Consider the following 21,893-nt stretch of genomic DNA (forward strand, 5'->3'; position numbering starts at 1 on the left):
ATGCTTTAGCACTTAGTTTCAATCAAAAGAGTGTTACAAACTATAAAATCTTCAATTTATATTACCCTGTTGCATGATATAATCTACCAAATGTCTTAATTTATCACCGTCATGATAGCAACTATAAGTCAACAAGATGCTGCAACACAGCTTGTCGCACAGTACCTTAAAACTATAAAAAATCAAGGGTTTACAGGCGATACAGATGCAAGTTACGCAACCCGCTTAACGGTCTCTACCGATAACAGTATTTATCAGCAAATGCCACAAGGTGTTATTTTCCCGCGCTCTGAAAAAGATATTCAAATAGCGCTTGAAACTGCAGGTCAAGACCCTTTTTTATCACTTACATTTGGTCCTCGTGGTGGAGGTACTGGCACTAATGGGCAATCATTAACTCCAGGAATTGTTGTTGATTTATCACGATATATGCGTGAAATTCTTGAAATTAATGAAGCTGAAGGTTGGGTACGTGTACAGGCAGGAGTAATTAAAGATCAATTAAATGATTTTTTAAAACCTTTTGGCTACTTCTTTTCACCTGACTTATCAACTAGTAATCGTGCTACTATTGGCGGGATGGTAAATACTGATGCATCAGGACAAGGCTCTTTAGTTTATGGTAAAACCAGCGATCACGTTCTAGGCTTAACCACTTATCTGGTTGATGGCACGCAAATGTCGACCAGTGCAATCGCGATTGAAAAAGCAAAATTAATAGCCGAGCAAGACACCAAAATCGGTCAACTTTATAACACTGTACTTGATATAGCGCTCAATGATCGCGATAAAATATTAGCTAAGTTTCCACGCTTAAACCGCTTTTTAACCGGCTATGATCTAGAGCATGTGCTAAGTGATGACTTACAAACTTTTGATATGAGCCGTCTGATAACAGGTTCTGAAGGTTCATTAGGTATCGTTACTGAGGCAAAGCTTAACATTACCCCCATTGCTGAGTTTAAAACGTTAATTAATATTAAGTACGATAGCTTTGATTCGGCTTTACGTCATTCACCATTTTTAGTCGCAGCCCGTGCAACATCAGTTGAAACCGTTGACAGTAAAGTATTAAATCTTGCACGCCAAGATATAGTTTGGCATTCAGTATCGGACTTAATAACTGATGTTGAAAATAAAGATATGCAAGGGCTCAATATGGTTGAGTTCAATGCCGTATCAGCTAATGATATAAAAGACAAAGTAAGTGCGCTTTGTGATTCACTTGATGACTGCGTTAAAAATCAAAAAAATGGTGTAATAGGTTACCAACTTACCAGTGATAAAGCGGACATATTAAAAATTTACGGTATGCGTAAAAAGTCTGTTGGTTTACTGGGTAATATTAAAGGTTTACAAAAACCGCTAGCCTTTGCCGAAGACACAGCGGTACCACCTGAAAATCTTGCTGATTACATTGTCGAGTTCAGAGCATTATTGGATAGCTATAAATTACAATATGGTATGTTTGGTCATGTTGATGCTGGAGTTTTACATGTTCGCCCAGCTCTTGATATGTGTGATCCAGAACAAGAAAAGCTGTTACGCGTAATTTCGGATCAAGTTGTAAAACTCACAGCTAAATATGGCGGCCTGATGTGGGGCGAACATGGTAAAGGTTACCGAAGCGAATATGGTCCTGAGTTTTTTGGCGAATATTTATTTAATCAGCTGCGCCGTATAAAAGCCACCTTTGACCCAAATAACCGAGTTAACCCCGGTAAAATATGCACTCCAATTGAAAGTGATGACTCACTAGTTAGCGTTGATGATCAAAAACGTTCGTGGTTTGATAAACAAATTTCTATTGATGTTAAAACAAGTTTTAACAACGCAATGACCTGTAACGGAAATGGAATCTGCTTCAATTACGATGAAAACGCACCGATGTGCCCATCCTATAAAGTCACCGGCGATCGTCGTTACTCCCCAAAAGGCCGCGCAACTCTTATGCGTGAGTGGTTACGTCTACAAGAATCAAAAGATGTTAATCTACTCGAGGTTGAAAAAGAATTAAATAATGGTGAAGTAATTACTTGGTGGGAACGGTATCAGCATAGTCGTGATAAAAAAGACGGGATTTACGATTTTTCACACGAAGTTAAAGAGTCGATGGATGAATGTTTGGCCTGCAAGGCATGCACTACCGCATGCCCAATTAAGGTAGATGTTCCAACTTTTCGTTCACGGTTTTTAAATTATTACCATAGTTACTACGCACGACCACTCAAAGATTACTTAGTCGGCAATCTTGAGGCAAGTGCCCCAATAATGGCAAAGTTTTCTGCGGTTATTAACCCTATCGTTAAAACGAAAGTGGTTAGTAAGCTAATAGAAAAAACAGTTGGCTATGTAGATACACCTATTTTAAGTTCGCCATCGCTCACTAAGCAGATAAACAAAACCCAACGATTTGATTTTAATTTGCTAACTTCACTTTCAGAAGAAGAACAAAATGATTATGTACTGATAGTACAAGACCCTTTTACTAGTTTTTATGAAGCCGAATTGGTTGTTAGTTTTATAAAACTCATTACTGCACTTGGTAAAAAACCAATGTTGTTACCTTTTAAGCCAAATGGTAAGCCCCAGCATGTAAAAGGATTTCTAAATGAATTTAAAAGCACAGCAAAAAATGCCGCGGATTTTTTAAATTCACTCAGTGAAATTAACTCACCATTAGTTGGGTTAGATGCATCGCTAGTCATGTGTTATCGAGATGAATACAACTCTATATTAGGTGAAGCCCGTGGTGATTTTAATGTGCAACTTGCACATGAATGGTTACAAACTCAATCATTTGAACAACTAACATGTCAAAGTGAAGAGAACTATACATTGCTAAGCCACTGCACAGAAACTACTGCATTACCAAATGCTGCAAATGTATGGAAAACTATTTTTACTGATGTAGGATTAACACTTAATATTACTTCAACAGGATGTTGTGGAATGGCAGGCACTTATGGTCATGAAGCTCAAAACCAGAAAAACTCTCGTGCACTTTATGAAATGAGTTGGCAAGGTGTCGTTAATCAAAATAAGCCTGAACAACTTTTAGCTACGGGATTTTCATGTCGAAGCCAAGTTAAACGCTATGAAAAGTTTAAGCCTAAACATCCTATTGAGTTACTTGCGGAAAAACTGTAATACTAGCGGGAATTAATTTATATTAAAATGGCGCATTAACTAACCAAAGTTTCTACGCCATTTTTTACGACTCAATAAATTAAAATTAATTTTTACTTTTTATATAGCTGTCTGCTATTGGTTTAGTACTTATTCCATGAATAAAAACACTAAATAAAATAGTAGTCATCGCAATGGTAGCTATTTGATATTTATTTTCAATATTAGAATCGATAACCATTAATGTAAATACAATTGATGCAAGCCCTCGCGGGCCAAACCAAGCAAAAGTAAAACGCGATTTTAAATCGAGCGCTGTAAATTGCAGCGAAAGCATCACTGGAATAATTCTGAATAAAGTAACGCTTAGTAAGGCATAAACAGCAACACTAATATCCATGTTATCTAAAACTAAGTAGCCACATACAAAACCGAATAAACACCAAATTAGTAATGCTACAAATTCAGCTATGTGTTCTGAATCTTCAATTAAACTATGGCGGATTTTTTTTGGTGCATAATAATCAAAAAGTAGTCCACCAACAAATACTGCAATAAATCCACTACCATGAAAGAATTGTGTTACAGAAAATATTACCATTATTAAACCTACTAATAAAAATGGACTACTATTTCTTGCGAAATAATGTCGTGCCAACGCAACTTTTAAAAGTGGAATAAAAACCGCAATAGAGAGTACAGCAACAAAACTCGCAACGCCTAACTCACGTAAAAATACACTCAAAGTACTAAGAGTCGTTATCGAACTTTTTGGATTATTTGCCAGTAATAAAAATACTAAAAATATAGGCACACATAAACCATCGTTCAAACCACTTTCGGTATTAATTCCTTCACGAATTTTTTCAGGCACGGAGCTGCTCTCAAGTAAACCTTTACTTAACGCAGCATCTGTCGGCGTTAATATAATAGCCAATAGTGCAGCCTGAAATAAGCTAAGACTTGAGAAGAAAAAAAGTGCACTAAAAAAACCACATAACAACGTTAAGGGGAGGGCAACAAATAATAATAAGCTTGGATATTGAAAACTATGCTTTAAAACACTTAACTTTGATTTTGCTGCATCAGTAAATAAAAATATACTCAGTGTTAACTCTATCAAAGGTAAGATATGACCCATACTTTTATTAATTGGTTTTATTTCACTGGGTAAAAAATAAGATACTGCAATGCCAGCAGTTACAAAGAACATTGGCCCTGTTACTTCAACTCGCTCAAGCTGACGAATCGATAATGAGTAAATTAAAAAAGCACTCCCGACTATAATAAGAATGAAATAGTCCATTTATAATTTCCTTTTTATACCTGACTTCGCCCGCTCTTTAATATTTGTTTGAATATAAATTTGATCGGTGGTGGCAATTTTTGCATGGCCCAGATCTTCCGATAAATGTTTTAGTGGGCGACTTTGTGCATCATGAGTTGCACCAGTATGGCGAAGCCAATGTGCAGTTGCAGCTTCTAACTGCTCAGCATCATCGCTAAAACCATCGTCTAATAAAGACTTTTTTGCTAAATCAAAGCTTTGTTTCACAAGTCGACGAATTTGTCTGACGGTCATACCCCCTTGTCCACGAACTTTATGTACTAAGGGATGCGGTTCATCAACACGGGGCAGGGCTGGTAAACCACGATACAATCTATAACGTTTTAAATAAGTTAAAAAATCTTCACTTAAGGTGACATCTCGTAATTTATTACCTTTTCCCATAATACGTAAAAACCAAAAGCCATCATTATCTTGCCAAAAATGCGACATAACCGGAGACCATTGAGTACGTTCTGATAATTCAGATATTCTCAGATACAGCCCTTTAAGACAGGCGAGGGTAAATAAGTTTCGCTCTAAATCAGGCTGTTGTTCACATTTATCTCGTGTTACACCAAATACATATTCCCATTGAATATCACTTAGTGTATCTGGTATTTTTATTTGAGATTGTACGACTAAATATGGACTATTTTTTTTCACGACAGGCACAAAGTTAGCAAAGGTTTTTTCTTCTAATATCGCGAATTTATAAAATACATTCAGTGCAGTAAACATAGCAGATAATGTTTGTTGACTAGCAATTGACTCTTTCAGCATAAAAGGCCGCCAGTTTTTATTAAGCCGACGTATCCCTTGTTCATCTTTATACCGCCATTGCACTGAAGTCGATGCCCAATTTTTATCCGGTTCGACCATAAAATCAATATAAGCTTCAATGTCTTCACGTTTTAAACTAAGCACTGATTTTCCAGCAATAAGCCATGACCATAAATAAAAGCGTTCTAATTCATTACGAAAGCGATTAAATGTAGCTTCAGATTTTCTGCCATAAACATATAAAAAACGATATAAAAAAGCCAATTCGGTCTTTGATTCAGCCACAGTCAAGCCAACTTGCTGTATAAAGGTCGCAAGTTCAGGGTACTCTGATTGTAAAGTATCATCTTCTAGATGAGCAATTTGATACCGCAATTGTTTGATTGTATCGACTAGAGCAATAAGCATACTATTTAAAGTCTACTAAAATAAGATAGTTACAGCCTACCTTTAAAGTCCGATACTGTCTAGTATTGGACTTAAAGTGGTTTATTTAAGTAATCTCCAGTTAGCTTACTACTTTACTGTCGTTCTAAGGAAAGCAACATGAAGAAATTTTTAGTTTTAAGTTTAGTTACTCTTACGTTTATTTTATCAGGCTGCGCCACAACTGGAAGCGCTCCGCCTAATGAAAAACGTAATTTAGTACAAAGTATGCGTGCTAATACATTAACTCAATTGTATCAGCAAAAACCTGATGTTAAACAACAAATTGCCAGTTCCGCAGGTTATGCAGTATTTGATAATGCTAATGTAAATGTTGTTTTAGCCAGTTTTGGTGGAGGTTACGGAGTAGTTAAAAACAACCTTACTGGTAAATCAACCTATATGAATATGGGCGAAGCCGGTTTAGGCGTAGGTTTAGGTGTAAAAGACTTTAACGTCGTTATGGTCTTTCATAATCAATCCGCACTTAACCGCTTTGTTGAACATGGCTGGGCATTTGGTGCAAACGCCGATGCCGCAGCTAAGTATGAAGATACCGGTGGTGCACTGGTGGCCGAAGCAATTGCCGATCAAGTTACTGTTTATTCCTTAACCGAAAATGGCCTTGCTCTGCAAGCAGTATTAAAAGGCACGAAATTTTGGATAGATTCTGAGCTAAATCGTTAAAAAAACTTTTAACAGTGGGCTGTAGTTAACGTAATTACGCCCACTTTTAATTAACTTGCCCAATTTAACATAACGTAATTTATGGGTTATTGTAACTGTAGTAACTTTAACATAAATCCATTTAGCTAAACTCACTATACGGAAATTATGATGTCTTATAACTTAAGTTACTTTTCTACTGTATATTGAACTACTTTGTTTCGGCCTGATTCTTTAGCTAAATATAACCCTTTATCAGCATGAGAAAGAACCGCATCGATGCTTTCACCCGGTTGAACTTTAGCAAAACCAATTGATGTAGTTACTTGACCGTAAATGTCTGTGTACCCAGGAGTTTTGGTGAGCTCAACAGCAGCTCTGATCTTTTCAGCTACTAACTGTGCACCTTGTTGACCTGTATTAGGTAATATTGCAGAAAACTCTTCACCACCTAATCTACAAACTGAATCCGTTTTTCTAACATTAACTTTTAATGTTGTCGCTATGGCTATTAATACTTTATCACCAATACTATGACCCGCTTGATCATTAACCGATTTAAAATGATCAATATCAAGCATTAGTAAGTAAGTTTCCGTATTTTTTCTGTCACTTCGCGCAAGCTCGCTTTGTGCTAGGTCGATAAAGTGACGCCGATTTATTAAACCTGTTAAGCTATCGTGCGTAGCTGCCTTGAATAAGGCTAACTCAGCCGTTCTTCGTTTTTCGTCAATTTTTTCTTGGATAATTACACTTGATATGATCAAAATAATTATAAACCACGATATAAAAACGACATACAATCCAAATAAGTCTTCTAACTTTACTGAAACCAGTGATTGAACGAATAAATAGCCGATAGTAATTGGCACAAAATAACCGATTACTACTTGAAAACGTGCTATTCTACCGCCAATATAAGGTTAAAGCAAAGCATGAACAGCACCGTATTTTGCATGAATGAATAACACGCTAATACCTAAAAATATTCCATATGTGGTTGTCAAAATGGACATTTGTCCAAAAAACTTATCAATTCCATAGGCATAGCCAATAATAGAAAGCATAGGTACTGCAAGTCCTATAAATGCAAAAAATTGAGCTATCATTACTTTATTTAAGTTACCGAACAATAAAGCAGACGATAAACATATCATCATAACCGCTGTATTTTCCCCCATTGAGTTTGACATACCCGCTTCAAGTTCTGAATTTATTGTTTCAGCAAAAGGTGTTATATATATCGCAAGATTACTATTTAACGTGATATCACTCAGCACAATGAGCGAAGTCAATAAGGCGGTTATAGCTAATATAGGATTTAATATTGTGAAGTTTTTTTATGCTCTAAAAATACACTAAAACCAATAAATATAATTATTAGTCCAGTTAACGGGTGTGTTGCAGAGCCGCCAGCTATTGGGCGATACAGTTGAGGTGCTGAAAATACATATCCCGAAATAGATAACAAAGATAATAAAATACAACCCAGTGCCAGCGCCTTAGCTAAGATTTCTACATATCGTGTTCGTTTTTCATAAGATATATTTTGCTTTTTATTATCAAGAGGATCTAAGGTACTAAAAGCCATAACGCTGCTTTATCTTTATTTATAATTAATGATTTCTATCTTAGTGGATACAGAAAAATAATCAATTATATCTGAAGGTTCTACTACTGAGACCCTAAAGTACAATTAAATTTATATCATGTCTTATTCTATGGTCAAAGACATCAGCTAATTTTTCGGTTTCGTTAAATACTTTGCGCCAGTACTTAATGCGAGTGTCGACATCAAGGTCTGTAAAGTCGGTTCTATCTGGGATTTTTCCATAAGGTAACCCAGCTATAAACTGTTTTGATGGGGTGATCATAACCACATTATCGTAATTATGTGGTGCAACTTTTCGTTTAAGATTTTTATCAAACCACCCTGCCTTAGGTTCACTATTAAAATGCGGATATAAAATAAGGCCTGGGTTCTTAATTTTAAAATCAAAGTGGTAATCAACAATCCCCCCATCGCGGTACATTCCTCGTGGTGATCCGATTATGTTTTTTATACCTTGCATGACAAGTGGTATTGAACCCGATGCTAATAATGCATCTTTCAAGTTACCAGTTGTTAAATCAAGCTGTGTAGTTTTAAATTTGTAACTATCTTCAAGTTTAAAATTGCTATTGGGTGCTTGATATATAAAGCGCTCATATTGCTTAGTTAAAAAACGGCGGTTTATTCGGTTACCTAAATAGCTTTTTGTTAAGCCTAATAACTGTAACGCTTTACGTTCACTTGCAACCAAACCATTTGATTTAGCTACAATAAAATGAGATTTAAACACCGGATTATTAATAATTTCATAAACGCCATTATTACCAAAAACATCTTCAAGTAAGATGCGCGCTTTTAGAGTGATTTCTTCTGGGGTTGGCTTATTACTTGAATATTGGGTTTCACTGTATGATTTTGCTAAACGCTCTATGGCTGCAACAGGATCATTTTGTGAAAAGCAGGCCGCTCGAAATGCTCCCGCACTTGAACCAATTAAGTTTAATTGCGCAGCTCTATTTTTAAAGAATTCACCAAATATATATTTGTCTAAACCAAATAAAGTAAACCACTTAGGCCCCCCTGAAGCTCCTAAAAAGGAAGTAAATAACTCAGGCTTTAAGCCATGTTCGTTTATTCTTTTTGCTGCAGTTTTACCTGCATATATTTCAATCATTAAAATACTTAATCGGTTTTGATTGTTTAAATTACATATTTATTTTCGTTTTATAAATAATAGTATGCAATTGATACCAAGTGCTTTTACGTTACTGTATTGAAGTTACCCATCTAAACTTTAGGATGATAAATAAGAACGCCCTGCTTGTAAGCCTAACTTGTGATCAAACCGTAAGTCATTATTTGAGCTACCAAGCAACTTACTGTGTAGCTTTTCGCTTGCAAATATTTGCTTTATTTCCACATTTTCAGGCGGGTTTGCAATAAACTCAAGCTCTTCTAAATAAGCTTGCTCATGCTGTAATAAGTAATCAAGTGTTTTCGGACAATAACCGGATGCACAGGCGAAAGATCTTAGCTTCTGTCCCCATACTGATTGCGCTTGATAATCAGCATCAACCGTTCTAATAACCACAATTTTACGCGCGCCTCTATTATAAGCTTCGCGTATAGGCAAAGGCGCTGCCAGCCCTCCATCTACATAAAAGTCTTCTTCTGTTTTATTTTTTGGTACTGTGACGGGCTGCACTTCATTTGTGGTACCTTCATTCAATAAAGGCGTTAACTTTACGCCTTGTTTATACAAAAATGGTAATGCACTTGATGCCTTTAATAGCTCAAGCCATTGCTGCCTTTCACCTGTGGGGGTTAAAAAATAAGGTTGTCTGTCTCTTGAGTTGGTGGCAGTAATTAATAGCTCTCGATTTCCTAAACTGCTTTTTGCTGTTTTAAAATCTAAAGCGCGTTTTACTTCTGTTGTTTTGTCAAAGTACCAGTCTAAGTCAACTATGTGTTTACCGACTAAACCACGGCCTAACTGAAAAAAACGCTTATTACGAGACAAGCCTCTAATCAAACGCTTTGCATAACCTTTCTGTCTTGCTAAATAACTTGTTAAATTTTGAGAGCCTGCAGATGTACCAATGAATAAATCAAACGGATCATACTCTTGATCCAACCATGCATCTAGTACGCCGGCTGTAAATATACCTCGCTGCCCACCACCTTCAGCAACCAGTGCAACCTTTGACGGTGCAGTTTGATTATCTATACTTGCTGTTGAAATGTTTAGCGATCCCACAGTGTACCTACCTCTTGTTTAATACTACTTAAGTTAATGACCATAGTATAAAAAAGAAAATTAACGTTTTAAAATTGATTAATTAAGTTAGTTCGATTCAAAAAAATGAACGTTAGTGAACTTGAAATTCAAAATCAATAAACATCACTTTTTATTATGTTGTACATAATAACAAGCGATGTGTGTACAAAGGCTTAATCGTAAGTGTTAACTTTTTAACGCTGTTAAAATTTCTAAAGCACGGAGGCGATCCTCATTTTTATAAAGATCGTTGGTAAAAATAAACTCATCAACACCCAATTCTTTCACTATCATTGCAAGTTTATGTTTAATAGTTGCTGGGCCTCCAACTACGGATAACCCTAGAAAATTTTCGACCTGGGCTTTTTCTTGTTCAGTCCACAAGCCATCCATAGTTTTAACCGGGGACTTTAACCACAAAGCGCTGCCACGGAGTAACGCAAGGATACGTTGTTTAGAGGTCGTCGATAAATACTGAGCATGCTCATCAGTGTCAGCAGCTACAACCGGTAAACCTAGCATTACGTATGGTTTTTCTAATACTGCTGATGGTTTAAATTCCCGGCGATATAACGCAATTGCATCGTATACAAAACGCGGAGCAAAGTGCCCTGCAAACGCATAAGGCAGGCCTTTTTTAGCAGCCAGTTGCGCACTATATAAGCTTGAGCCTAATAACCAAATGGGGACATTAGTGTTCTCACCTGGAATCGCGCGCACAGAGTAGCTACCATCATAAGGCCCTAGTAAATTTTGTAATTCAGTGACTTCTTCAGCGAAGTTTTCTGCTCGGCGTTCATCGCGCCTTAGCGCGCGACTAGTAATATGGTCACTGCCGGGCGCACGACCTAAGCCTAAATCTATTCGTCCTGGATATAAGCTTTCAAGTGTACCAAATTGTTCAGCAACAATAAGCGGTGTGTGGTTAGGCAACATTACACCACCCGCACCAACACGTATTTTTTGCGTTTGTTCTGCAATATGTCCTATTAATACTGATGTTGCAGCACATACAATACCTGGCATATTATGATGCTCAGCCATCCAAAAACGATTAAAACCTAGTTCGTCAGCCTTTTGTGCATAAGCGACACTGTTTTCTAAGGTATATGAAACGCTTTGATGCTCTTTCATTGGAGTGAGTTCTAGTAATGAAAAAGGTACATTATTTAATGATCCCATGCTAACCACCTTATTTCCCAAAACTATATAGTGGGCGCAAAACTCTATTTTTCAAATGCAAATTATGTACTTTGTTGTTTTTCCACATTGAGTACATCAAAGAATTAATATCGCGCTTGTAATATGCTGAACAAACAATAACTGATCAGGTACATTAATAATTACATGGAAATTTGTACTTTGTACTAACTTTTGCAAATAACCATTAATCGTGTTGAACGATTAAATCATCTATTGGCAAATAGTCACTCTGTACGTAACACTTTTAGGCCCTGATTATGAATATTTGTCATCAGGTTTTATCTGTTTACCCCTAATGGTAGCAATACACAAAATCAGGGGTAACAAGCCTATTACTCAAGGCTAAACTCGCAGTGAATATTAGTGTTTTCGACGCTATATTCTAGAGTGCTTGCTGATAAAAAGCGTAGGGTTTTACTAGTGTCTAGATTATCGCTTTGGTTATCACAGCGAGTTTGACGTAGCGACATAGTTATACTCTCAGTAGTGAACTTAAACTTAGTAGTTACTAAACAAAAATTACTTACTTTGTTAGTTTGCGTACCATTATGTAAGCCACTGAACACGATTTCATCACCAAGCTTAAAGCCAAGATTAGGGTTGCTTTTATCAAGCCAAGTAAGCTGCCCAGAAGCGCAGGTGTCACTATTACCTGATTGCAGCCCATAACTACCTACTTTACTACTTAGCAGTGGAATAAACTGACTTTTATTACTGGGCAAGGGCGATTTTGCTGCAACAAAAGTACTCGTAAATAGCAAAGTTACCAGTAACATAGACAAATAACGCATTAAATACCTAACTTTTATTTAATTATGATACCAGCATAGCATAACCAGTACCGTTGATGGCTATAAGCCCTTTTTACTGCCAATACTTGGCAAAAAGGTTCGGGTAGCTTTGCTTCAAGAACTTAGGTTTATCTTTAAAACGTTTACCTTTGGGTTCTTCAAGGCCTGAGGGTACAAACGGAAGTTCATCTTCATTACGTTCTTCATACAGCAAACCAGCAATTAAATCGTACTCGTCTAAGTATGGGTAAGGTTGTTCGTTTAAATGATAAACAGGTATACAATTAGCTAATGAATCAGGATTTTCAAGCGCGGCTGTAAAAGCGGCTTCGCCGCGCGAAATTAACCAGCAGCGAAACTCAGAGAAACCATAGTCGTCGTTACAGCCAGCCATAACAAATGCCGCACCAAATAAATCCCACGTGTAGCTTTGGCGCATACAGATACTAAACTGTTTATCAAACTCAATTAGTTCGTCATCACTTAGCTCTTTTAATAAATTTTTTAAACGTGTGCTAACTGACTCTGGCTCAGCAGTTTTATCATCAACCGTAACTAGTTGCCAAAAATCATTTGCTGTTAGTACACTCACGACAAGATCTCTTTTACACGCCCTACTTGGCCGTCTTCTAAGCGCACTTTTATACCATGTGGGTGGTTAGGTGATTTTGTTAAAAGTCGTTCAACAATACCATTTGTTAATGTGCCGCTGCGTTGGTCTTGTTTTAAAACGATGTTTACTTCTGTACCGGAGGAAATTTGTGAACGAGTAGGAACAGCCATAATGTATCTCTTTTACTATTTTTTTCGATTATAGCCGTATGTATCAGTTATACCAACCTAAAGCAGATTGTTGAGGTTATTATTTATAGATGATGTAATTATTAAAAAATTACTCGACTAAAAATGCAATAGCTTGAAAGGACAAGTTGATTGACCCTAACTCTGTATTAATGATTTGCTCAATATTTATTAGTTGATTATTTTGCTTAGCATCATTGAGCGTTGACTCATTAGCAAAATAGCAGCTAACCTTAAGCGTCTTATTAGGTTTTTGTAAATCAACATGATGAGTTAGCCAAACAAAACCCGGCACGTCATCTTTCGTTTTTTCACAGGCAAGAGTTAATACACGGCGAATAGCTTTATCTAGGTTTTTTTCCGTTTTAGTCATTTTTACTGACCTGCTGCTCCGTTTGTTGCTTTTTAAACTCATCATAACTGCCTTCTTGGCGCTTTATACACTCATGGTATTCTTTATCTGCCATATTATTACATTCACCTAAGCGATCAGATTGAATTTCATAATAACGTGCGTCAGAGCTACAAGCACTTAGTACCAACCCACTACATAAAATAAAGCCAAGTTTTAGCCTATTAAAAAACATTAACAATCCTCACTTTTTTAACCGAAAAACCATTCATCCGGCTTGTTTTTACTGTATATTGCACCCGTTTTGTATTAATAAATCCAAAGGGTTGATTATGATGTTGTCGCAGTTACACGAACTATTCCAGCGTATCGATAAAAGTAAAATATTTCAATCATTTGTTATTGCCGTCATTGTTATTTCTGCGCTGACAGTGGGTGCACATACATACGCTCTTCATCCAACCGCTGGGCTTGCCTTACACTGGATGGATATAGGCATTACGGTATTTTTCTTAATTGAACTGATTATTCGTTATATTGCCAGCAAAGGTATTAAAGATTTTTTTAGCAAAGGCTGGAATATCTTTGACTTTATTATTGTTGTTGGCAGCTTATACCCTGCAGCCGGCTCAACTATTCTTATAGCCCGTTTGCTGCGAATTTTCCGTGTATTACGATTAGTATCTATGATCCCAGAATTACGCTTACTGGTAAACTCATTAATTAAAGCTATTCCTCAAATGGGTTATATTGCGCTATTAATGTTTGTTATCTTTTACATTTACGCGGCTATGGGCAGTATGTTGTTTGCTGAAATAAATCCATTCCTATGGGGGGATGTATCAATTTCAATGCTCACGCTATTTAGGGTAGCAACTTTTGAGGATTGGACAGATGTAATGTATGAAACCATGGCTGTCTATAAGCTTAGCTGGATCTACTACATTACATTTATCTTCTTAACCGCCTTTGTATTTTTAAATATGATGGTTGGTGCAATACTCGAGGTGATGTCAGAAGAACATCGCAGTGCTCGTGAAGAAAAAACGAACAGTGACTCCCGTCCTGCTACACAAGGACAAGTCAACGAATTAAAAAGCCAACTCAATGATTTAAAAACATTACTAGAAGAAAAAAAAGAAAAATAAATCAAGGTAAGGCGAGTCACATCGCCTTACCTAAAAGGTCTAAACATTGCCCTAATAGTAACTTTATAGCAACGAAGACAAGTTACAACTGGTTTAAATGTCAGATACTTAAGTCTTCCTATTAACAAATAGCAATTAAAATAAGCAATATTACATTTAATCAATACAGAGCAAGCCACAAGCAACAGCAATATGATTATCAGATAGATCGATGCAACAAAGCGCTTTATAATCAAGAAAATTAATGACTAACTTAATCGCATATCCTTCATTGAACATTCGAGATACCGGAATATGAAAGTTTTAGATTAAAATTAGCGCTATGCAAGGCGCGTTCTTAACATTCAAGCATAAAAAAGGGCTGATAATTTATCAGCCCTAAAGAAAATTAATTAAACCCGTAATATTATTTATCGTCAACAATAATACGTAGCATACGACGTAATGGCTCAGCAGCGCCCCAAAGTAGTTGGTCGCCAACTGTAAAGGCGCTAATGTATTCAGGGCCCATTGCCAATTTGCGAATACGGCCAACAGGAATACTTAATGTACCGGTCACTTTTACAGGGCTTAAATCTGTCGATGTAATATCACGTTCATTAGGAATGACTTTCACCCACTCATTATGCGAAGCTAAAATTTCTTCAACCTTTGCAACGCTAATATCTTTACGTAACTTGATGGTCATCGCTTGTGAGTGACAACGCATTGCGCCAATGCGCACGCATAAGCCATCAATCGGAACTGGTTGCTTAGATGAGCCTAAAATTTTGTTTGCTTCAACTTGTGCTTTCCACTCTTCTTTAGATTGACCATTTGGCATTGGTATGTCAATCCAAGGAATAAGGCTACCTGCAATCGGCACACCGAATTGATCTTGTGGTAAATCGCTTGAGGCAATTTTTTCAGTCACTAGCTTATCTATTTCTAAAATAGCCGCTTGTGGGTCGGCCAGTTTATCTGCAACACTGCTATGAATAGCGCCCATTTGAGTAATTAACTCTTTCATATTACGCGCACCAGAACCCGAAGCTGCTTGATATGTCGTTGGGCTTACCCATTCAATCAAGTCCTGTTCAAATAAACCACCAAGTGCAAGTAACATCAATGAAACAGTGCAGTTACCACCCACATAGGTTTTAACCCCTTGTGCTAGACCTTGTTCGATAACGTCTTTATTAACCGGATCAAGTACAATAATACTGTCATCAGCCATGCGCAGTGCTGATGCGGCATCAATCCAATACCCCTGCCAACCTGCTTCACGTAGCTGCGGATAAACTGCATTAGTATAATCGCCGCCTTGGCAAGTGATAATAATATCCATTTGTGCAAGAGATTCAAAATCCATTGCATCGAGTAATGGTTTTGCAGGGCCAGCTAAATCAGGACCAAGTTGGCCGGTTTGAGAGGTGGTAAAAAAAGTGGTGTCGATATGTGCAAAATCATTTTCTTGTTGCATACGTTCTAATAATACTGAGCCAACCATGCCCCGCCATCCGACTAATCCTACTTTTTTCATTGTTTGTTCCACTATTTGAGTCATAAAAAATACCTAATTCATTAAAAATTAAAATTCATTGCGTGAGATTTAATTTTTAGTCATGCTAACTTAGCATCCAAGGCGCAGCAAAACTAGACAATAAAAGCTAACTTAAAATTATTTCATATTCTTTTATAAGCAAAAAAAACCCTACACAATGGTAGGGCAATAATTTGAGTTTATTTTAATCGTCTTGAAGCGTGTAATTACATTAAAACTGATATTTATACTCAACAGAAACTTCAGTGCCCTTCTCGCTTGAACGCGTGAGAACATCACCTGATTCTATTTTAGATTCTTGTCCTAGCAAGTTAAGTACTTTTAATTTAATACTAGAATTAAAATCTGGATAATAAGTATAGTTAAAATCGAGTGAGTGGAAAGGTTGTTCCATCCAATCTTTTTGTCCTTCGATACCAGGTATAATTATGCGCTCACCAAATACGTTATAAATAAGCGTTGTAGAATGTTGGCCGCTTGGCGCATCATAACCGACTTGCATATTAACAACATACTCTGAGTGACCAGTCATTCGCCGTGAAGTATTAGTAACAGCGGTTGATACACCTGTTTGTTCAACAACGGATTGTCGATCAAGGTTTATTTCCGAATCACTTAATGTCACATTACCCGTCATAAATATATCTTGCCAAAAGCCACCTAAAAAAGCGAAATCTTTCAAGTATTCAAATTCAATACCTGCAACATAACCATCTTCAGCATTTGCGATACGAATCAATGGCGGGCCATCTTGCGCTGGTGATTGCACTGATTCAATTGGGTCCGTCATGTCTTTGTAGAATAAACCAATTGAGAAGTTTTCACCTGTATCGTAGTAGTTTTCCCAACGGAAGTCATAGTTTTTGATTTGCGTTGTACGTAGCCCAGGTGTCCCCCCAACAGGATATTCTGTTAATGGATCAATATAAGTTGAGTCTGAAATTTCACGTAAATCAGGTCGAACTACGGTTTCACCATAACTTAAACGCCATTGTGTTTGATCGTTTTGAACATAGGTTAATGCAAGTGCACCATATATATCATCTTCTTGAAAAGCCAGTTCATCTAATGAATCATAACCAACCGAACTTGCCAGCCCACCGGTGAATGGATCAAGAGGTACTGACACTTGCTTGAAGTCTTCCCAACGTAAGCCACCAGTTACACGCCATTTATTAGCAAAAAATAAATCTGCTTCAAAATAATATGCATCGACTTTCTGAGCTGAGCGATAATCATCACCATCAACTGTTGTATCGTTTAAAATAGGTGTACTATTTAAACCTGCGCTAGTAACAACGTCATCAGACAAGACTTCATTGAGTTGATCACCAGCAAAATCAACATCATTAAATGCTCGGGTGTTGATATCAAAACGACGGTTAGAGGCTGAACGATCCTTTGAAATAAAATCAGCTCCTGATTTTAATTCAATATCGATACCTTCAAGCATGATAGGTAACGTAAAATTAAATCCGTAGTTTTCAACTTCATCATCAAGGTTTTGAAATGTGTAGCGTGCTGCAGTCGTGGCATTGGTTAATACACTTTCATTTGGTACATCATAAATACCATTTAGGTCTGAATCGGTAACAATAAAACGAGTTTCGATATTTCCAGGTGCGTAACGATTAGAACGCCCGTTTGAATATTTCCAATCAAAACCCGCATAATTTAACCAGTCAAAAGTATGCATACCTTTAATTTGATTAACTATTAATTCTCGTTCTTCGTAACGTACATCGTAAGAACGAACGCGTTTGTCGTCAGATTGGTTATTGTTTTGATCAAAACCTAGGCGATCACTAATTTTATCTTCAGTATCTCGTAAAATCATACTCGTAAAATCAATTTTGTGTGCGTTATCGTACTCAACACCAAAATTTATCATTGCCGACGTTTTTACGTTATGTTGTGTACTTAAAATTTCATCATAACCACGTACTACATTCATTGAAGTATCTGTAATACTAAAGTCTTCACCTTGATACTCTTCAGTTACTAGGTATTTGCTATCATAGCTCAATGCAGATAAGAAACCGTAGCGCCATTTACCGCTCTCGTAGCTATTACCTAAAGTTGCAGTAAATTTTGTATTTGGACCCACCCGAGTTGCTTCCGGATCATAGTCACGGTTCAAATCCAGTGCTAATTCACGGCTTTGCTCTGCACTTAAATCATCAAGTGATTGACCTGAATTATATACATCCATGATCGACTGTGGCATTGCACGTGTACCATCATCTGAACCATACCAGTCATCAGAACCGCCATTGTACTTGATACCATCATCGAAATTATTGGTATTAGTTCCAATTTGTCCTGATACATCAAATACAAATTCAGAAGGAATAGTTTTTAAGCGAATATCAACATTACCACCACCAAATGAAGCAGGCATAGATGGGGAGTATGACTTTTGCACTGACAAGCTTTCAATAATACTTGATGGAAACAAATCAAGCGGTAATACTGAACGCGTTGGATCAGGACTTGGAACTGCAGCACTGTTTAATTGAGTGCTTGAGTAACGCTCACCTAAACCACGTACATAAATAAATTTACCATCTACAAGGGTTAAGCCTGTCACACGACGAAGTGCCGATGCTGCATCACTGTCACCACTACGTGAAATTTGCTCAGCCCCCATAATATCAGCAACAAACGCTTGCTGCTTACGCTCTTCAAGTACCGCTGTTGCAGTTCCTTTTAATCGGCTTGCGCTTACGACAACTTCTTCAAGAACGGCATCCTCTTGAGCTTGTGCTTCTTCTTGTGCATTCGCCGTTAAGCTAAATAATATAGCAGCACTTAAGGTAGTTAAGCTAAACTGTTTTGAATATTTTTTCATGTTTACCTCTATCTGAAATACGTTACAGAAAGTTATAAAAAGGCGCTAAGTGATCATCACTTAGCGCCTAGCTTACTGTGTTATTCCAGGCCTACAGTCCAACCAGAAGTCCAATCGCTATCTTGTGAAACCGCACCAATGTGCGATGTAACATCAAAGAAACTATTTTCTGCACTTACATCAGTAGGTACCGTTGTATCAATTGTGTAAATACCATTAACAACTTCACCCGTCGCTACGATGTTACCCAATGTCGCTTCCCACCAGTTCGCAACATCAAATGTAACGCCGCTTGGGTCTTTGAAGTTTTCAGAGCAGTAAATAACTGAAGATTGAATTAACAATGTACCGTCTTGTGCATTATTAACCGTTTCACTTGCTCCTTCACCCCCTTCAAGCTCTAAACATTCCCCCATGCCATCAGGGCCAGTGATAACTGCGTTATAGATTTGCGCGCCAGTACCTTCACGGAAGTACATACCTTCGCTTGAATCTTCGCCTACGAATGTATTACCGATGATAGTCATATTCGCAATCATTGGATTCGATTTAGGCATTGCAGCCGGATTAGAACCATCGTTATCGGCTTCGATACCACGGTTAGCATCTGAGTTATCTGCGGCTTGTTTGATGAGTACATGCTGTAATTTACCTTGGAAACCGTGATCCCAGTCAACACTGTCATCTTGAATTCCAGTTAGCACTAGGTATTTAGCTTCAACATTACCACCAAAGAATTCAACACCATCATCTGCATTTTGGTGAACTTGAACATATTCAACCGTCGTACCAGAACCAACACCACCAAACGTAATACCGTTTAATTCGTTGTCAGGTGCGATTTCAAAACCACCGTTCATTACACGTACATAGCGTAATGTACCTGAATTTTCTTCTGTGTCTGTACCACCATAAACAGCGCCATCTTCTGCACCTTCAACTTGAAGCGAGCAATCGCCTTCTGCAGGGCATTTGTTTGATGGTGCATTACCAAGAAGAATTAAACCACCCCACTGACCCGCGGATGCGACTTGACCAGCAACATCTTGGCTTGATGTGAATGAAATTGGATCTTGAGCAGTACCGTCAGCGTCAATCTTAGACCCACGGCTAATTACAAGATAATCATTACCTGTGCGTCCATATACAGTAACGCCTGGTTCAACACTTAATGTTGCAGAGCTTTCGTTATCACCTCCTACAAATACCGCACCGCTTAGTGCATACAAGTTGCTCGCGGTTAAAGTAAGGTCACTCGATACTACACCAGAGATTTCACATGTTGTTGTGCTACCATCAGCAGGCGCGATTGAAGATGTTCCAGTAGGGCAACCAGCCACTTCAACAGGTGCCGATACTTCGCCGCCACCAAAACCAAATGCCCAGCCTTCACGCCAATCATCGGTGTCATTAAGTGCACCAACAAAGTCAACCGTATCAAAAAAAGCATTAACCGTATTTGCAACATCTTGGCCTGCACCTAATAGTGGAGAACCAGCAACTGGTTGACCGTTGGCACCTAACATTGGCTTGTCATCAATTACGTTGTTTTGTTGGTCTGAAAACCAAGTCATAAGGTCAAGTAATGAGTTACCAGAACTATCAACTGGATCTTTAAAGTTTTCACCATTAGTACAAGACATGTATGTGTTTTGCATTAAGATAGTACCGTCGTTTGCATTGGCAACAGTTACGCTAGCACCATCGTCAGCACCTTCAATCTCTAAACACTCACCCATCTCACTTGTACCTGTGATGATTGAGTTATATAGGTGTAAGCCTGTGCCTTCACGTAAGTAAATACCTTCAGCTGAATCTTCACCCTCAAAGTTATTACCGATAGTTGTTAAGTTAGAAATGATAGGTAATGATTTTGGTTCTGCACTTGGGTTTGAACCATCGTTATCAGCTTCGATACCGCGGTTAGCATCTGTTGAATCGGCATCTTGCTCAATATATACATATTGCATTTTACCTTGGTAGCCATGATCCCAGTCAACGCTGTCGTCATCAATGCTTGTTAATACTAGGTGTTTAGCGTTTACCGCTCCACCAAAAAATTCCACACCATCGTCTGAATTATTGTGTACTTGTACGTATTCAACCGTTGTGCCAGAACCAACTGCACCAAATGTAATACCGTTTAATTCGTTATCTGGTGCAACTTCAAAACCCGCATTTTTAACAACTACATATTTTAAAGTACCTGAATTATCTTCATTATCAATACCACCATAAAAACCTTCTTCAACGCCTTCAACCTGAAGTGAACAATCACCTTCTGCCGGGCATTTATTTGAAATACCATTACCTAAAAGTACCAACCCCCCCCACTGACCTGCACCAGTATCTTCACCAAGCACATCTTGCTTAGAAGTCAAAATAATTGGGTCAGTTTCAGTACCTGAAGCTTCAATTTTTGAATCTCGGCTTACAACCATGTAATCAGATCCACTTGCACCAAAAATAACCGCACCTGGCTCAACAGCTAATGTTGCACTATTTTCTTTATCGCCACCGACAAAAACAGCACCATCTAACGCCCAAAAAGCATCGGTTGATAAAGTAGTATCTTCTGATATTTCGCCAGATAACACCTGAACAGTTACATCACGTCCTAGTGCTGCTGAAATTTCCGTTGATAAACTTTGACTATATTCACCTGGAAGGTCTTCAGTAACGGGGGGTGTAGTTGGGTCTGTAGGATCGGTAGGATTTTCTACTGTCTCATCAACATTAATATTAATATCACCGCCGCCACAGCCAGCTAAAGTTATTGCAGTTGCCACAAGGCTGACCTTGAATAAGTCAGAAATTTTCATTGTTCGCTCCATTAAGGTTTTAGATATTTAATTATTTTGGTAATACATAAACTCAAGTCACTTTAAAAAACTAATTAATGAACTATTCAAATTGTTTAATGTCACTTGAGTTCGATTGCGTCCACAATACGGAAGCTACATGACAGAAAGATTACATTTTCATAAACTAAAAATGACAATAAAAAACACTAAATTACAATGACTTAACTTGTTTTAAATAT

19 protein-coding genes are annotated in these 21,893 nt (G+C 37.6%); 3 read left to right on the forward strand and 16 right to left on the reverse strand.

Annotated elements, in window-relative coordinates:
* Positions 1–111 precede the first annotated feature (111 nt).
* Entirely contained in the window at positions 112–3,150 is a 3,039-nt protein-coding gene (gene ydiJ / locus ACT3RM_RS10420; protein ID WP_441993261.1) for a D-2-hydroxyglutarate dehydrogenase YdiJ, read from the forward strand.
* A gap of 85 nt (positions 3,151–3,235) precedes the next feature.
* Here the strand turns inward: ydiJ and ACT3RM_RS10425 are convergent, their stop codons facing one another.
* Both ACT3RM_RS10425 and ACT3RM_RS10430 read right to left on the reverse strand, forming a co-directional pair.
* Positions 3,236–4,435, reverse strand: coding sequence for a cation:proton antiporter (locus ACT3RM_RS10425; RefSeq protein ID WP_441836601.1), 1,200 nt, complete (start codon positions 4,433–4,435; stop codon positions 3,236–3,238).
* A complete protein-coding gene (locus ACT3RM_RS10430) occupies positions 4,436–5,647 on the reverse strand; it encodes a tyrosine-type recombinase/integrase (protein WP_441993262.1) in 1,212 nt (403 codons plus the stop codon).
* Between the two features lie 138 nt (positions 5,648–5,785).
* Here ACT3RM_RS10430 and ACT3RM_RS10435 point away from each other — a divergent pair, with 138 nt between their 5' ends.
* Entirely contained in the window at positions 5,786–6,352 is a 567-nt protein-coding gene (locus ACT3RM_RS10435) for a YSC84-related protein (RefSeq protein ID WP_441993263.1), read from the forward strand.
* A gap of 167 nt (positions 6,353–6,519) precedes the next feature.
* Here the strand turns inward: ACT3RM_RS10435 and ACT3RM_RS10440 are convergent, their stop codons facing one another.
* The 11 genes from ACT3RM_RS10440 to ACT3RM_RS10490 form a co-directional block, all read right to left on the reverse strand.
* On the reverse strand, positions 6,520–7,203 hold the full coding sequence (locus tag ACT3RM_RS10440; protein WP_441836392.1) for a GGDEF domain-containing protein: 684 nt from the start codon (positions 7,201–7,203) through the stop codon (positions 6,520–6,522).
* Positions 7,204–7,254: 51 nt separating this feature from the next.
* Positions 7,255–7,626 (reverse strand): hypothetical protein, encoded by a 372-nt coding sequence (locus ACT3RM_RS10445; protein WP_441836393.1) that lies wholly within the window; start codon positions 7,624–7,626, stop codon positions 7,255–7,257.
* A gap of 26 nt (positions 7,627–7,652) precedes the next feature.
* Positions 7,653–7,922: a hypothetical protein gene (locus ACT3RM_RS10450; protein WP_441836394.1), complete on the reverse strand. Its 270-nt coding sequence runs from the start codon at positions 7,920–7,922 to the stop codon at positions 7,653–7,655.
* Between the two features lie 94 nt (positions 7,923–8,016).
* On the reverse strand, positions 8,017–9,057 hold the full coding sequence (locus ACT3RM_RS10455; RefSeq protein ID WP_441836395.1) for a patatin-like phospholipase family protein: 1,041 nt from the start codon (positions 9,055–9,057) through the stop codon (positions 8,017–8,019).
* 120 nt (positions 9,058–9,177) lie between these two features.
* Positions 9,178–10,140: a patatin-like phospholipase family protein gene (locus ACT3RM_RS10460; RefSeq protein WP_441836396.1), complete on the reverse strand. Its 963-nt coding sequence runs from the start codon at positions 10,138–10,140 to the stop codon at positions 9,178–9,180.
* A gap of 207 nt (positions 10,141–10,347) precedes the next feature.
* On the reverse strand, positions 10,348–11,343 hold the full coding sequence (locus ACT3RM_RS10465) for an LLM class flavin-dependent oxidoreductase (protein ID WP_441836397.1): 996 nt from the start codon (positions 11,341–11,343) through the stop codon (positions 10,348–10,350).
* A 353-nt stretch (positions 11,344–11,696) separates the two neighbouring features.
* Positions 11,697–12,155, reverse strand: a complete 459-nt coding sequence (locus ACT3RM_RS10470; protein ID WP_441836091.1) for a hypothetical protein — start codon at positions 12,153–12,155, stop codon at positions 11,697–11,699.
* Positions 12,156–12,228: 73 nt separating this feature from the next.
* A complete protein-coding gene (locus ACT3RM_RS10475) occupies positions 12,229–12,747 on the reverse strand; it encodes a DUF4240 domain-containing protein (protein WP_441836090.1) in 519 nt (172 codons plus the stop codon).
* Positions 12,744–12,938, reverse strand: a complete 195-nt coding sequence (locus ACT3RM_RS10480; protein ID WP_441836089.1) for a YwbE family protein — start codon at positions 12,936–12,938, stop codon at positions 12,744–12,746. Before ACT3RM_RS10480 ends, ACT3RM_RS10475 begins: the two co-directional genes overlap by 4 nt.
* Before the next feature lie 109 nt (positions 12,939–13,047).
* Positions 13,048–13,329 (reverse strand): hypothetical protein, encoded by a 282-nt coding sequence (locus ACT3RM_RS10485; RefSeq protein WP_441836088.1) that lies wholly within the window; start codon positions 13,327–13,329, stop codon positions 13,048–13,050.
* Positions 13,322–13,543 (reverse strand): hypothetical protein, encoded by a 222-nt coding sequence (locus ACT3RM_RS10490; RefSeq protein WP_441836087.1) that lies wholly within the window; start codon positions 13,541–13,543, stop codon positions 13,322–13,324. Before ACT3RM_RS10490 ends, ACT3RM_RS10485 begins: the two co-directional genes overlap by 8 nt.
* Positions 13,544–13,643: 100 nt before the next feature.
* Here ACT3RM_RS10490 and ACT3RM_RS10495 point away from each other — a divergent pair, with 100 nt between their 5' ends.
* Positions 13,644–14,456 carry an ion transporter gene (locus ACT3RM_RS10495; protein ID WP_441836092.1) on the forward strand — a complete coding sequence of 271 codons (813 nt, stop codon included), beginning with the start codon at positions 13,644–13,646 and terminating at the stop codon, positions 14,454–14,456.
* Between the two features lie 406 nt (positions 14,457–14,862).
* On the opposite strand, the gene asd is transcribed toward ACT3RM_RS10495, so the two are convergent.
* The 3 genes from asd to ACT3RM_RS10510 form a co-directional block, all read right to left on the reverse strand.
* Positions 14,863–16,002, reverse strand: coding sequence for an aspartate-semialdehyde dehydrogenase (gene asd / locus ACT3RM_RS10500; RefSeq protein ID WP_441836086.1), 1,140 nt, complete (start codon positions 16,000–16,002; stop codon positions 14,863–14,865).
* Positions 16,003–16,210: 208 nt separating this feature from the next.
* On the reverse strand, positions 16,211–18,850 hold the full coding sequence (locus ACT3RM_RS10505) for a TonB-dependent receptor domain-containing protein (protein ID WP_441836085.1): 2,640 nt from the start codon (positions 18,848–18,850) through the stop codon (positions 16,211–16,213).
* An 80-nt stretch (positions 18,851–18,930) separates the two neighbouring features.
* Positions 18,931–21,672: a hypothetical protein gene (locus tag ACT3RM_RS10510; RefSeq protein ID WP_441836084.1), complete on the reverse strand. Its 2,742-nt coding sequence runs from the start codon at positions 21,670–21,672 to the stop codon at positions 18,931–18,933.
* Positions 21,673–21,893: the final 221 nt, after the last annotated feature.

This window comes from Pseudoalteromonas sp. AOP7-A1-14 (genome assembly GCF_052376275.1).
Lineage (GTDB): Bacteria > Pseudomonadota > Gammaproteobacteria > Enterobacterales > Alteromonadaceae > Pseudoalteromonas.

Excerpts from the sequence above, each read along its gene's own strand:
- ydiJ (WP_441993261.1), top strand. The coding sequence starts at position 112 with ATGATAGCAACTATAAGTCAACAAGATGCTGCAACACAGCTTGTCGCA.
- ACT3RM_RS10425 (WP_441836601.1), bottom strand. The coding sequence starts at position 4,435 with ATGGACTATTTCATTCTTATTATAGTCGGGAGTGCTTTTTTAATTTAC.
- ACT3RM_RS10430 (WP_441993262.1), bottom strand. The coding sequence starts at position 5,647 with ATGCTTATTGCTCTAGTCGATACAATCAAACAATTGCGGTATCAAATT.
- ACT3RM_RS10435 (WP_441993263.1), top strand. The coding sequence starts at position 5,786 with ATGAAGAAATTTTTAGTTTTAAGTTTAGTTACTCTTACGTTTATTTTA.
- ACT3RM_RS10450 (WP_441836394.1), bottom strand. The coding sequence starts at position 7,922 with ATGGCTTTTAGTACCTTAGATCCTCTTGATAATAAAAAGCAAAATATA.
- ACT3RM_RS10455 (WP_441836395.1), bottom strand. The coding sequence starts at position 9,057 with ATGATTGAAATATATGCAGGTAAAACTGCAGCAAAAAGAATAAACGAA.
- ACT3RM_RS10465 (WP_441836397.1), bottom strand. The coding sequence starts at position 11,343 with ATGGGATCATTAAATAATGTACCTTTTTCATTACTAGAACTCACTCCA.
- ACT3RM_RS10470 (WP_441836091.1), bottom strand. The coding sequence starts at position 12,155 with ATGCGTTATTTGTCTATGTTACTGGTAACTTTGCTATTTACGAGTACT.
- ACT3RM_RS10480 (WP_441836089.1), bottom strand. The coding sequence starts at position 12,938 with ATGGCTGTTCCTACTCGTTCACAAATTTCCTCCGGTACAGAAGTAAAC.
- ACT3RM_RS10485 (WP_441836088.1), bottom strand. The coding sequence starts at position 13,329 with ATGACTAAAACGGAAAAAAACCTAGATAAAGCTATTCGCCGTGTATTA.
- ACT3RM_RS10490 (WP_441836087.1), bottom strand. The coding sequence starts at position 13,543 with ATGTTTTTTAATAGGCTAAAACTTGGCTTTATTTTATGTAGTGGGTTG.
- ACT3RM_RS10495 (WP_441836092.1), top strand. The coding sequence starts at position 13,644 with ATGTTGTCGCAGTTACACGAACTATTCCAGCGTATCGATAAAAGTAAA.
- asd (WP_441836086.1), bottom strand. The coding sequence starts at position 16,002 with ATGACTCAAATAGTGGAACAAACAATGAAAAAAGTAGGATTAGTCGGA.
- ACT3RM_RS10505 (WP_441836085.1), bottom strand. The coding sequence starts at position 18,850 with ATGAAAAAATATTCAAAACAGTTTAGCTTAACTACCTTAAGTGCTGCT.
- ACT3RM_RS10510 (WP_441836084.1), bottom strand. The coding sequence starts at position 21,672 with ATGAAAATTTCTGACTTATTCAAGGTCAGCCTTGTGGCAACTGCAATA.